Below are 12,505 nucleotides of genomic sequence, written 5' to 3'. Positions count from 1 at the left end.
GCCCTGAGCGAGATGCTGTTCATCCTGCACCAGCAGCGGCGCAGCGAAGACATGCTGCGCGAACCGCCGGCGCAGACCGTGCACGCCACCTCGCGGCTGGCGGTCCTCGGCGACTATGCCGACGCCGGCCGCCTGGCCGACGTCTACGCCGCGGGCGTGATCGGCGTCCTGAACGAACGCGGCGACATTGGCGTGGTCGCGCCGTTCGACCTGCCCTATCCGCACGCCTTCGACTGGTCGGCGATCCGCTTCCTGGATGGCAGCGTGGTCCCCACCCGCCAGCCCGCCGGCGCCGGCGTCGCCATCTCGGTGCAGCAGCAGGGGCAGTTGCTGACGCTCTCGCAACCCGACGTCCGGCGCGGCCTACCGGAATCGCTCGATGGCGAGCTGCGCATCGCGCTGCCCAAGGCCACCCCGCATGCCGATTTCACCCGCGCCGCGCGGGGCCAGACGCGCCGGCTGGGCGACTATGCCTTCACGCTGCAGGCCATGGACGACCACAGCGTGACGATCGGCGTCACGCAGCACGACGGCGGCGCGCCGCGCGGCTTCAGCAGCGACGCCGTCATCATCGAGGCGCGCGACGCCGCGGGCCAGGTGCTGTTCAACCCCCTGCGCCTGTGGGGCACGCGCGATCAGCTCGCGCGCGGCCTGCGCCAGTTCGACCAACTGAGCGCGCAGGCGGCCGCGGGCCAGCTCACCGTGCCCGACACCGCCACCCTGCTGGCCAAGGCGGGCTTCAAGGACGCCAACGGCCAGCTGGAGGCCCGCTTCGGCTTCAAGGGCAGGATCGCCAGCGTGCGCGTCACGCTGCTGGTGCCCGGCGGCCCCACGCTGACGCGGCGGCTGTCGGCCTCGGTGCTGCCGCTCGGACAGACCCTGGAGGGCGTGGGCCTGACCCCGCTCACGCTGGCCGGCTCGGTCTACGACCACGACACGCCCAGGCTGCGGCCCGACATCGAGCCGCGGGCCATGGCCGCCAGCGTATCGGTGGCCCTGGTGCGGCGCGACGACAGGCCGGTCATCCGCTTCGGCTATCCCGACGTGCTGAGCGATCGCTTCATTCCCGCCGCCGCGCGCTTCGGCCTGGCGGACGCCACCATCACCTTCCTGGATGCCCGCGGCCAGCCGATCGACGTGCGCGAAGGCGAAGCCTATGAGCGCGTGCAGGACGGCTTTGCCTTCGATCCGCGCCGCTTTCCGGTGATGCCCGTGCGCGCGAAAGGCCGGCTGTCGGTGCTGCGCATGGCCACGATCGAGCGCCAGGCGCTGCCGCTGGACGCCGCGGTCAACGACAACCTGGCGCTGCTGGATCCCGCGCGGCTGCCGTATGCCGGCCAGAACCCGATCCTGAACGCCACCGACGCATCAGGCGGACTGCTGCGCGAGGTCGGCCGCATCGGCCTGACCGGCGCCGCCGGCGGGACACAACTGGCGGCCTTCTTCCAAGGCCGGATCGCCCGGTTGGAGGTACTGGGTCCCGGCAAGACGGAACGGCTGCCGTTCGATTTCGATCTCTCCCTGTCGGGCTTGGCGCGCTGACCACGCGCCCTTGACGCGCGGCCCCGCGCAAGGCCGCTCGTCCGATTTTTTGCATCCATGGCCGCGGCCCCGGCAACAAAACCTGGCACTTGCAACAGGACATGGCACAGGCGCCAACGATCGCCGCCGCGCGCGTATCCTCGTAGCCTCAAGACCAAAAAGCGATAAACCGGCAGGGGACATGCCTCTTTTCCATTCCGATGGCGAACACGCCATGGCCCCCGCGCATCTGGAGAGGAGAAGCAGTTGGAGAACACCCCCAATACCGAACTCAAGGGCGGCCTGAAGTCCCGCCATCTCACGATGATGTCCATCGCCGGCGTCATCGGCGCCGCGCTGTTCGTGGGTTCCGGCAAGCAGATCGCCCTGGCCGGCCCGGCCGTCATCCTGGCCTATATCGGCGGCGGCATTCTGGTCATCCTGGCCATGCGCATGCTGGGCGAAATGGCCGTCGCGCAGCCGGACACCGGCTCGTTCTCGACCTACGCCGACCGCGCCATCGGCCGCTGGGCCGGCTTCACCATCGGCTGGCTCTACTGGTACTTCTGGGCCCTGCTGATGGGCTGGGAGGCCTACGTCGCCGGGCAGATCCTGCACGGCTGGTTCCCGATGGCGCCGGCCTGGGGCTACGCGCTGCTGGTGACGGTATCGCTATTGATCGTCAACTTCCTCAACGTGCGCAACTACGGCGAATTCGAATTCTGGTTCGCGCTCATCAAGGTCGTGGCCATCGTGCTGTTCCTGGTGATGGGCAGCCTGGCGCTGGCGCACCTGTGGCCATGGGGCGAGGCCAACGGCTGGGGCCACCTGACCAGCCAGGGCTTCATGCCCAACGGTCCCAAGTCCGTGGTGGTGGCGCTGCTGGGCGTGATGTTCGCCTTCATCGGCGCCGAGATCGTCACCGTCGCCGCCGCGGAATCGGCCGACCCGGGCCGCGAGATCATCCGGACCACGCGCTCGGTGGTGTGGCGCATCTGCCTGTTCTACGTCGGCTCGATCTTCATCGTGGTCTGCCTGGTGCCGTACAACGCCCCGGGCCTGACCGAGCCGACCCAGGGCACCTACAACGTCGCGCTGGACGCGCTGGGCATTCCGCACGCGCAGCTGATCGTCAACTTCATCGTGCTGACCTCGGTGTGCAGCTGCTTCAACTCGGCGCTCTACACCGCCTCGCGCATGCTCTATTCGCTGGCCCGGCGCGGCGACGCCCACCGCGTGATGCAGATCACCGGACGCAAGACCGGCACGCCCTATGTCGGCGTCATCATCTCCAGCCTGTTCGCCTTCGCCGCCGTGTGGATGATGGCGACCTCGAAGATGGATGTGTACGACGTGCTGATGCAGGCCACCGGCACCATCGCGCTGTTCGTCTATCTGGCGATCGCCTGCTCGCAACTGCGCATGCGCCAGCGCCTGCAGGCCCGCGGCGTGCGGCTGGAGTTCAAGATGTGGCTGTTCCCGTGGCTGACGTACGCGGTGATCGTCTGCATCATCGCCGCGCTCGTCACCATGGTGATCGAGGGCACCTACCGCAACGAAGTGGTCTACACCTCGATCCTGGCCGGCGTCATCGTCGCCATGGGCATCGTGGCGCAGGTGTTCCGCATCGGCACGCGCGAGCGGGCAGCCGGCGCGCTGGCAGGGGCCGGCGACGACTGACGCCGCCGTGTCCGCGGGCTATCCGCCGGGTTTGAAGTCCATCGCCCGCATGGCGCCGGCGATGGCCTGCGGCGCGTAGTCGTCCCACGGGGTGTCGCCCACATCCAGGCGTTCATGGATATTGGCGATGGTCCACTGATTGCTGGCCCGGACCGCGTCCAGTTCCTCCCACGCCAGCGGCACCGACACCCCCATTCCCGGCCGCGCGCGCGCCGACCAGGCCGCCACCGTGGTGGCGCCGAAGCCGTTGCGCAGGTAGTCGGCGAAGATCCGGCCGACCCGGTTCTTCGGCCCGCTCTTGGCCACGAACACCTGCGGCAGGGTGCGCGCCAGATGTTGCACGATGGCCTGCGAGAACGCCTTGACCGTGTCCCAATCATGCTGCCGGCGCAGCGGCACCACCACGTGCAGTCCCTTGCCGCCGCTGGTCTTGAGCCAGCCCGCCAGGCCGATCTCGGTCAGCAGCACGCGCAGCAACTGCGCGCTGCGCCGCACCGCGTCCCAGGTCACGCCCTCGCCCGGATCCAGGTCGAACACCATGCGGTCGGGCTTGCCGATGGCGCGCTTGACCGCGTTCCAGGTGTGGAACTCCACCACGTTCATCTGCGCGGCCGACATGATTGCCCGTGGCGTCGGCACTTCCATCAGGAGCGGATGGTCCGGATCCAGGGCCTGCGGCAGCGGCTTCACGCCCGGCATCGGCGCCTCCAGGTGCTTCTGGAAGAAGAATTCGCCCTCGATGCCGGCCGGCGCGCGCAGGAACGACACCGGGCGGTCCTTCAGATGGCGCAGCAGCATCGGCGCCACCAGGCCGTAGTAGCGGGCCAGGTCCAGCTTGGTCAGACCGGTGGACGGGTCGATGACGCGTTCGGGGTGGGTCAGCTTGCCGGCGGCGGTAGCGGTCTTCGCGGCCTGGCGTGGGGGCTTTGCCGCGGCCTTGGCGGTCGCCTTGCCTGGGGTCTTTCCAGCGGTCATCGCCACCTCCCTGGTAATCGCCCGCGCCGGCTTGTCGGTGCGCAGCCCGCGGAACACGGGGTGGCGCACGTGGCCCGATTCCGTCCATTCGCCAAACGACACTTCCGCCACCAGTTCAGGCCGCACCCAATGCGTGCCGCGCCCGCCGCCCCCGGCCTTGACGCTGGCCTGGCGCGTCTCCAGCGCTTGCAACCGTTCCCGCAGCGCGGCCAGGCCGGCGTCATCGAACCCGGTGCCGACCTTGCCCGCATACACCAGCTGGCCGGCCTCGTCGTGATACGCCAGCAGCAACGCCCCCAGCCCCACCCGCGCGCCTTGCGGATCGGTATAGCCGACCACGACGAATTCCTGGCGCCGCGCGCACTTGAGCTTGATCCAGTTGTCGCTGCGGCGCGAGACATACGGCGAGGACAGGCGCTTGGCGATGATGCCCTCCAGCCCCATCCTGCAGGCCGACGCCACCAGGTCGGCCGGCGCCGCGTCGAACGCGTCGCTCAAACGCAGCGGGTCGCCGCCGGCGGCATCCATCACCCGCGCCAGCACCGCGCGGCGCACGCGCAGCGGCTCGCCGCGCAGGTCGCGGCCGGTGACATAAGGCAGGTCGAACGCATAGAACAGGATGGCGCCGGTGCGTTCGCCGTCGAAGGCGTTCTGCAAGGCCTGGAAGCTGGGCGCGCCGTTGTCGGCCAGCATCACGATCTCGCCATCCAGCCACGCGGTTTCCAACGGCATGCGCCGCAGCGCCGCCACCAGATGCGGCAGCTTCGGCGCCCAGTCGTGGCCGTTGCGCGTGTAAAGGCGCACCTCGCCGTGGTCCAGCCGCGCCAGCAGCCGGTAACCGTCGAACTTCATTTCGTAGAGCCAATCCGGGTCGGCCTGGCGCGGCACGCCTTCGACCAGCGTGGCCAGTTGCGGCTTGAGCCGGTCGGGCAAGGCCGCCGCCACGCCGGGCAAGCGCGGTTCGCGCGCCTCGGGCGACGGCGAGGCGGCCGGATCCGGCAACGCCGCCGACGCCGCCGCGGGCACCCGGCGGGCCCGCGCAGTCGGCGTCGACGCCACGCTGTCGGGCTGCTCATCGACCACGCTGAATTCGCTTTCGGCGCGGGCGGCGGCATCACGGTCCTTCACCAGCAGCCAGGGCGGCTGCTTCTCGGATCCCCGCCCCTTCATGCGAATCAGCGCCCAGCGCCCGCGCAGCTTGACCCCGTGCAAGTCGAACTTGAGATGGCCGCGCCGGTAGCCGTCGGCCGGGTCGCCCACCGGCGTCCAGGTGCCCCGGTCCCAGATGATGACCTTGCCGGCGCCGTACTGGCCTTTCGGTATCTCGCCCTCGAAGCGGTTGTAGGCGATGGGATGGTCCTCGACCTGCACCGCCATGCGCTTGACCGACGGGTCGAAACTGGGCCCCTTGGGCACGGCCCAGCTCTTCATCGCGCCGTCCAGTTCCAGCCGGAAGTCGTAATGCAGGTGGCTGGCCCAGTGCTTCTGGATCACGAAGGCGCGCGCGGCATCATTGGCCTGACCGCCTTCCGCCGGTTCCGACGTCACCTTGAAGTCGCGCTTGGCGCGGTATTTCGTCAGGGTGTCGGCCATGGTCAGGCCGCCTTGCGGCTTTTGCCCGACGCGCTGGCCTTGCCGTTCGCTGTTTTCGTGGTCGTCTTCGTGGTCGCCTTGTTGGTCGCTTTAGTTGCGGCTTTGGTTGCGGCCTTGGTTGCCGCCTTCCTCGCGGTCTTCCTGGCCGCCGTCCGAGACCCGCCGCCGTTCGACGCCTTGCCCGGCGCGCGCCCCTTCAGGCTGCGCTGCAGCAATTCGGTCAGGTCGATGACGTTATCGGCATAGGCGGGCGATTCCTCCCGCGGCTCGATCACCGTCTCGGTCTTGCCCGCCTTGACCTTGCGCGCCACCAGGTCCATGACGGCGGCCTTGAATTCATCCTTGTATTGTTCCGGGTCCCAATGGCCGGACATGTCGTCCACCAGCATGCGCGCCATCTTCAGTTCGCTGGCGCTGGGCGACGTGGCCTTGGCGCCGGACTTGGGCAGGTCCAGGTCGTCGGCGGCCTTGACCTCGTCGCCCCAGCGCATCAGGTTCAGCACCAGCGCGTCGCCCGCCGGGATCAGCGCGGCCAGGTGCTGCTTGGTCTGGATCACCACCTTGGCGATGCCGATCTTGCCGCTCTTGGCCAGCGTGTCGCGCAACAGCGCGTAGACCTTCTGCCCCTTGTCGATCGGCGCCAGGTAGTACGGCCGCTCCAGGTACACGAACGGCACCTCGCCGGCGTCGACGAACTGCTGGATCTCGATGGTCTGCGTGGTGCGCGGATAGGCGCCGCTGATCTCGTCGGGGGAGATGATGACGTACTGGCCGTCCTCGTATTCCACGCCCTTGACGATGTTGTCCTTGTCGATTTCCTTGCCGGTGCGCTTGTTGATGCGCTTGTAGCCGACCGGATCCATCGAGCGCTTGTCGAGCCAGTCGAAGTCCACGCCCGACTCGGTCGTGGCCGTGTGCAGGCCCACCGGGATGTGCACCAGCCCGAACGAAATCGCCCCTTTCCAGATGGTTCGCGTCGCCATGATGCCGCTCTCCTTCGGGGCCCGACCGCCGCCCCGTTCGCTGTATGGGTTTGCCGCCTCGGGCCTATTGTCGCGCCGACGGGCGTCCGCGCCAATCCGCCGGCCGCGCCGGGCGCGCAGCAATCCGCATGCCCGGGCGCGCCACCTTCGGTTTCACAAGTCACGATTTGCCGCACACGCGGCGCCCGCCCACGGTTCAATGGTGGCCCCGATACCCCGTCCCGCAATGGCCGCCATGACCCGGACCGCGTTTCTCAAGCTCCTGACCAAGCATCTGTACCCCGCGCTCAAGGCCGAAGGCTTCGAGGGCTCGGGCCAGACCCTGCGGCGCATCCGCGGCCCCATCGCGCACGTCTTCAACGTGCAGGGCGCCAGCGGCGGCAAGGCCTGCTACCTGAACCTGGGCGCGCATTACGACTTCCTGCCCTGCGAGGGCGGCGCCTTCGTGCCGCCGGCCGAGATCGAGGAATCGCATTGCGTGTTCCGCGAGCGCATCGAGCCGCCGCCGGGCGCCGCCTTCGGCTGGGCCTATGGCCCCGACGCGGCCAGCGCCGAGGAGAACGTCGCGTTCATCGTCAGCGAATGGGCGCGCCAGGGCCATGCCTTCTTCGCCGACCACGACGCCTACCCCGCCAGCTGCGAGCGGCTGTTGCGGCAGACCGATCCCGACGAGATCCATCCCGCCAGGACGCTCAACCTGGCGCGCATCGCGCTGCACCTGGGCGATACGGAACGCGCCCAGTCCTTCGTCCGCTCGGGGCTGGCGCGGGCGCCGGAACGGGCCACCTCGCTGAAGGAAAAGCTGCAGGCGCTGCTGGCGGGCTAGGGTTTTCCGCCTCCCGCGCGGCGGACCGCAAAGTGGCTATATCAAATAACCCGGATTGGCTATTTTTCACCAATCCAATTTTCCCTAGCATGGCCGGGTTCCCTGTCAACCTCGAGCACATCCATGCCAGAACTGACCCCGGCGCTGCGCCAGCGCATCATCCAAGCCGTGGACGCGGGCTTCGCGGCCCAGACCGAATTGACCGCGCAACTGGTGCGCCTGCCGTCGCAGCGCGGCGAAGAAGCCACCGCGCAGGATTTCATGGCGGCGCGCTACGCCGAACGCGGCTACGCCGTGGATCGCTGGCGCATCGACGTCGAGGCCATCCGCCACCTGCCGGGCTTTTCGCCGGTGGCCGTGTCCTATGACAACGCCTACAACGTGGTCGGCGCGCACCGCGCCCGCAGCCTGAAAGGCCGCTCGCTGATCCTGAACGGCCACATCGACGTGGTGCCGGTCGGCCCGCTGGCGCAATGGAGCCGCGACCCGTACGACCCCGCCATCGTCGACGGCTGGATGCACGGCCGCGGCGCCGGCGACATGAAATCCGGCCTGGTCGCCTGCCTGTCGGCCATGGACGCGCTGGCCGCGATCGGCCTGGCGCCGGCCGGCGACGTGTTCCTGCAATCGGTGGTGGAAGAGGAATGCACCGGCAACGGCGCCCTGGCCTGCCTGGCGCGCGGCTATCGCGCCGACGCCGCCTTCATTCCGGAGCCGCTGCTGCCCATGCTGATGCGCGCCCAGGTCGGGCCGATGTGGTTCCAGGTGCAGGTCGAAGGCGACCCCCAGCACGCCTCGGCCGCCTTCACCGGCGCGGGCGCCAATGCCATCCAGAAGGCGATCTTCCTGATCCAGGCGCTGGACGAGCTGGAGACGCGCTGGAACGCCAACAAGTGCGACCACCGCCACTTCTGCGACCACCCTCACCCCATCCGCTTCAACCTCGGCAAGATCGCCGGCGGCGACTGGCCGTCCAGCGTGCCGGCCTGGTGCACCTTCGACATGCGCGTGGCGGTCTATCCGGGCCAGAGCCTGGAAGCCGCGCGCGCCGAGATCGAGGCCTTCGTGGCCCAGGCCGCGGCGCGCGATCCGTTCCTGGCCAAGCATCCGCCCAAAGTGATCTACCACGGCTTCATGGCCGAGGGCTACGAACTGCAGAACGCCGACGAGGCCGAGGCCGCGCTGCGCGCCGCGCACGAACAGGTGTTCGGCGAACCCCTGCGCGAATACGCCACGTCGGCCGCCACCGACGCCCGCTTCTACGGCCTGTACGCCGACACCCCGGCCATCGTCTACGGCCCGGAATGCCGCATGCCGCACGGTTACGACGAGGCGGTCAACCTGGAATCGGTGCGCAAGGTCACCCAGACCATCGCCCTGTTCATCGCCGAGTGGTGCGGCCTGGAAGAGCGTCAGGCATGAGCGGCGGCAACCTCCCCAGCGCCGGCCAGGCGCTGTTCGCGGCCGAGCCGCCCAAGCTGTCCCTGCCCGAGGCCGAGACCCTGGCGCTGCGCCATTACGGCCTGGCGGCACAGGCCACGCTGCTGTCGAGCGAACGCGACCAGAACTTCCTGCTGCGCGACGCCGCCGGCGGCGCCTACGTGCTCAAGGCCACCCACCCCGCCGAGGACCCGGCGGTCACCGACTTCCACACCCAGGCGCAGCTGCGCCTGATGCGGGCCGACGGCGAGCCGCCGGTGCCGCGCCTGATCGCCGGCCTGCAGGGCGAGTACGTGCATTGGCACGACGCCGGTGACGGCGCGCGCCGCGCGCTGCGGCTGATGACCTTCGTGCATGGCGTGCCGCTGCACCAGGTGGCGCGCAGTCCGGCGCAGTACCGCGCGCTGGGCCGGGCCCTGGCGCAGTTCGACCTGGCCCTGGCCGGCTTCGACCACGCCATGGCCGACCACGAATTGCTGTGGGACCTGCAGCACGCCGACCGCATCGCCGACCTGCTGCCGAAGATTCCCGAGGCGGACCGCCGCCGGCTGGCCGAGCGCCAGCTCGAGCGCTTCGCCAATGACCTGCGGCCGCGCCTGGGCGGGTTGCGGCGCCAGGTCATCCACAACGATCTCAACCCCTACAACGTGATGGTCGCGCGCGACGATCCCGAACAGATCGCGGCGCTGCTCGACTTCGGCGACATGGTGCGCGCGCCGCTGGCGCAGGACCTGGCCGTGGCCGCCGCCTATCTGCTCGACGACGCGCCCGACCCGCTGTCGGTGGGCCTGCGCCAGTGCCTGGCCAGCTACCACCAGACGCTGCCATTGACCGAGACCGAAATCGCGCTGCTGCCCGACCTGATCGCCACGCGCCTCTTGATCACGGTGGCCATCACCGGCTGGCGCGCGCAGCAGCACCCCGAAAACCGCCAGTACATCCTGCGCAACAACGGCCTGGCCTGGACCGGCCTGGCGCGCCTGGACGCCCTGCCCCGGCAGCAGGCCAGCGACATCCTGCTGGCCGCCAGCCAGACCCCCATGGAGACTCTTGTATGAGCCGAGACCAAGCCATGCTCAACGCCTTCGACCCCGCCGCGGCCGACGCGCTGCCGCAGGCCGAACGCGACCTGATCGCCCGCCGCCAGCGCGTGCTGGGGCCGGCCTACCGCCTGTTCTACGACCAGCCGCTGCACATCGTGCGCGGCGAAGGCGTGTGGCTGACCGGCGCCGACGGCGAACGCTACCTGGACGCCTACAACAACGTGGCCTCGGTGGGCCACAGCCATCCGCGCGTGGTGCGCGCCATCGCCGAGCAGGCGGCGGTGCTGAACACCCACACCCGCTACCTGCACGACGGCGTGCTGGACTACGCCGAGCGCCTGCTGGCGACGTTCCCGCAGCCGCTGTCGCAGGTCATCTTCACCTGCACCGGCAGCGAGGCCAACGACCTCGCGCTGCGCGTGGCGCGCAGCCACACTGGCGGCACCGGCGTCATCGTCACGCAGCTGGCGTACCACGGCGTCACCGCCGCGGTGGCCGCCGTGTCGCCGTCGCTCGGCCAGGCCGTGCCGCTGGGCGTGGACACCCGCGCCGTGGCCGCGCCCGACAGCTACCGCCACGACCCGGCCACCCTCGGGCAATGGTTCGGCCAGCAGGTGCAGGCCGCCATCGACGACATGCGGCGCCACGGCATCAAGCCTGCCGCGCTGCTGGTGGACACGATCCTGTCCAGCGACGGCGTCTACAGCGACCCGGCCGGCTTCCTGGCGCCGGCGGTGCAGGCCATCCGCGACGCCGGCGGCCTGTTCATCGCCGACGAAGTGCAGGCCGGCTTCGCCCGCACCGGCTCGTGCATGTGGGGCTTCCAGCGCCACGATCTCGTGCCGGACATCGTCACCATGGGCAAGCCGATGGGCAACGGCCACCCCATCGCCGCGATGGTCTCGCGCCCCGACATCCTGGAACGCTTCGGCCGCGAGGCGCGCTACTTCAATACCTTCGGCGGCAATCCGGTGGCCTGCGCCGCGGCCCAGGCCACGCTCTCGGTGATCGAGGACGAAGGCCTGCAGGCCAACGCCGCCCGCACCGGCCAATACCTGCGCGACGGTTTCCGCGCGCTGGCCGAGCGCCACGCGCTGATCGGCGACGTGCGCGGCGACGGTCTCTTCATCGGCGTCGAACTGGTGCGGGACCGCGCCGCGAAGACGCCCGCCAAGGAAGAGACGCACCGCTTCGTCAACCTGATGCGCCAGCGCCGCGTGCTGCTCAGCGCCACCGGCCTGCACGGCAACGTGCTCAAGCTACGGCCGCAGCTGCCGTTCGCGCGGGAACACGCCGACCTGCTGCTGGCGGCGGCGGACCAGACGCTGGCGGAACTGTAGGCGACAGGCGGGTGCGGCGGTGTGCGTCGCGCCAAGCGCCGCCCCGTCGCTTCAGCCCCTGGCGCGGCGCGCCGGCCGGGCCTCGGCGACCCGCCCCAGCGCCCGCGCAAAGCGCACTACCCCGTCGTCGATGCGCTCGCACGGCACACCGCCATAGCCCAGCACCACCGCCGGCTGCGCGGCGCGGGCGGCGTCGGGCAGGTAATGCGGCTGCCCCAGCACGATGCCCTCGTCGCGGGCGGCCTCGGCCAGGCGCGGCACCGACACCTTGCGATCGAGCCGCGCATACACATGCAGGCCCGCCCGCGCCTGCGACAGCTGCACCGCATCGCCGACGCGCGCCGCGATTGCATCGCGCAGCACGATCTGGCGCTCCGCGTACTCGGTGCGCATGCGCTTGATGTTGTGCGAGAAATGGCCGTCCGCCATGAAATCCGCCAGCGCCGCCTGCAGGTGCAGCTGCCCCGGCCGATAGATGCTGGCGCAGGCGCGCGAGAACGATTCGGCCACCTGCGGCGGCACCACCATGTAGCTCATGCGCAGGCCCGCGAACATGGTCTTGCTGAAGGTGCCCATGTAGATCACCCGGCCGTCGGCGTCCAGGCCCTGCAGCGACGGGATCGGCGCGCCGTCGTAGCGGAACTCGCTGTCGTAGTCGTCCTCGAGCACCCACAGGCCGCGCGCCCGCGCCGCCTGCAGCAGCTCCAGGCGCCGCGCCAGCGGCATCACCACGCCGGTCGGGTATTGGTGCGACGGGCTGGTGATCAATAGCCGCGCCCGGCGCGGCAGCTTGCTGGCCGTCAGGTCCAGGCCCTGGTCATCGACCACGGCGGCATGCGCGCGCACGCCGGCCGCCGCCAGCACCGGCGGAAAGGCCCAGTGGCAGGGGCTTTCCACCAGCGCGGCGTCGCCCCACTCGGTCAGCATGCGGGCGCACAGGTCGACCGACTGGTGCGTGCCCGCCGTGACGATGACCTGCCCGGGCTCGCACACCACCGCGCGCGCCAGCCGCAGGTAGCTGGCGATGGCCTCGCGCAGCGGCAGGAAACCCGCGCCGTCCTTGGCGTAGCCCGACAGCGCCAGGTTCGACTTGCCCAGGTGGCG

General features: G+C 70.1%; 9 protein-coding genes. 6 read left to right on the top strand and 3 right to left on the bottom strand.

Annotated features, from left to right (window positions below; translation table 11 throughout):
* Both AOZ53_RS02230 and AOZ53_RS02225 read left to right on the top strand, forming a co-directional pair.
* On the top strand, nt 1-1,542 hold a 1,542-nt coding region (locus AOZ53_RS02230; protein ID WP_054486707.1), incomplete at its 5' end, for a hypothetical protein.
* Nucleotides 1,543-1,788: 246 nt separating this feature from the next.
* Nucleotides 1,789-3,201, top strand: coding sequence for an amino acid permease (locus AOZ53_RS02225; RefSeq protein WP_054486706.1), 1,413 nt, complete (start codon nt 1,789-1,791; stop codon nt 3,199-3,201).
* 18 nt (nt 3,202-3,219) lie between these two features.
* On the opposite strand, the gene ligD is transcribed toward AOZ53_RS02225, so the two are convergent.
* Both ligD and AOZ53_RS02215 read right to left on the bottom strand, forming a co-directional pair.
* Complete coding sequence (ligD, locus tag AOZ53_RS02220) at nt 3,220-5,769, bottom strand: DNA ligase D (RefSeq protein ID WP_054486705.1); 2,550 nt, start codon at nt 5,767-5,769, stop codon at nt 3,220-3,222.
* A 2-nt stretch (nt 5,770-5,771) separates the two neighbouring features.
* A complete protein-coding gene (locus AOZ53_RS02215) occupies nt 5,772-6,752 on the bottom strand; it encodes a non-homologous end joining protein Ku (RefSeq protein ID WP_054486704.1) in 981 nt (326 codons plus the stop codon).
* 235 nt (nt 6,753-6,987) lie between these two features.
* Here AOZ53_RS02215 and AOZ53_RS02210 point away from each other — a divergent pair, with 235 nt between their 5' ends.
* The 4 genes from AOZ53_RS02210 to AOZ53_RS02195 all read left to right on the top strand — a co-directional run bounded on the left by AOZ53_RS02210 (nt 6,988) and on the right by AOZ53_RS02195 (nt 11,401).
* Nucleotides 6,988-7,578: a DUF4304 domain-containing protein gene (locus AOZ53_RS02210; RefSeq protein ID WP_231690541.1), complete on the top strand. Its 591-nt coding sequence runs from the start codon at nt 6,988-6,990 to the stop codon at nt 7,576-7,578.
* Between the two features lie 123 nt (nt 7,579-7,701).
* On the top strand, nt 7,702-9,000 hold the full coding sequence (locus tag AOZ53_RS02205; protein ID WP_054486702.1) for an ArgE/DapE family deacylase: 1,299 nt from the start codon (nt 7,702-7,704) through the stop codon (nt 8,998-9,000).
* Nucleotides 8,997-10,076 carry a phosphotransferase gene (locus AOZ53_RS02200; protein WP_054474119.1) on the top strand — a complete coding sequence of 360 codons (1,080 nt, stop codon included), beginning with the start codon at nt 8,997-8,999 and terminating at the stop codon, nt 10,074-10,076. The genes AOZ53_RS02205 and AOZ53_RS02200 overlap by 4 nt, the downstream gene beginning before the upstream one ends.
* The gene (locus AOZ53_RS02195) at nt 10,073-11,401 is read left to right on the top strand and encodes an aspartate aminotransferase family protein (protein ID WP_054474121.1); all 1,329 of its coding nucleotides are present in this window, start codon (nt 10,073-10,075) and stop codon (nt 11,399-11,401) included. Before AOZ53_RS02200 ends, AOZ53_RS02195 begins: the two co-directional genes overlap by 4 nt.
* Nucleotides 11,402-11,452: 51 nt before the next feature.
* On the opposite strand, the gene AOZ53_RS02190 is transcribed toward AOZ53_RS02195, so the two are convergent.
* A partial coding sequence (locus AOZ53_RS02190; RefSeq protein WP_054486701.1) for an aminotransferase-like domain-containing protein occupies nt 11,453-12,505 on the bottom strand: 1,053 nt, incomplete at its 5' end.

Source organism: Achromobacter sp. 2789STDY5608621, assembly GCF_001299375.1.
Lineage (GTDB): Bacteria > Pseudomonadota > Gammaproteobacteria > Burkholderiales > Burkholderiaceae_B > Achromobacter > Achromobacter insuavis.
Note: the sequence above shows the minus strand (reverse complement) of the source record. Positions and strands in the feature narration are given on the sequence as shown.

What these genes read in the sequence shown, in the direction of transcription:
- ligD (WP_054486705.1), bottom strand. Translation starts at nt 5,769, where the DNA reads ATGGCCGACACCCTGACGAAATACCGCGCCAAGCGCGACTTCAAGGTG.
- AOZ53_RS02215 (WP_054486704.1), bottom strand. Translation starts at nt 6,752, where the DNA reads ATGGCGACGCGAACCATCTGGAAAGGGGCGATTTCGTTCGGGCTGGTG.
- AOZ53_RS02210 (WP_231690541.1), top strand. Translation starts at nt 6,988, where the DNA reads ATGACCCGGACCGCGTTTCTCAAGCTCCTGACCAAGCATCTGTACCCC.
- AOZ53_RS02205 (WP_054486702.1), top strand. Translation starts at nt 7,702, where the DNA reads ATGCCAGAACTGACCCCGGCGCTGCGCCAGCGCATCATCCAAGCCGTG.
- AOZ53_RS02200 (WP_054474119.1), top strand. Translation starts at nt 8,997, where the DNA reads ATGAGCGGCGGCAACCTCCCCAGCGCCGGCCAGGCGCTGTTCGCGGCC.
- AOZ53_RS02195 (WP_054474121.1), top strand. Translation starts at nt 10,073, where the DNA reads ATGAGCCGAGACCAAGCCATGCTCAACGCCTTCGACCCCGCCGCGGCC.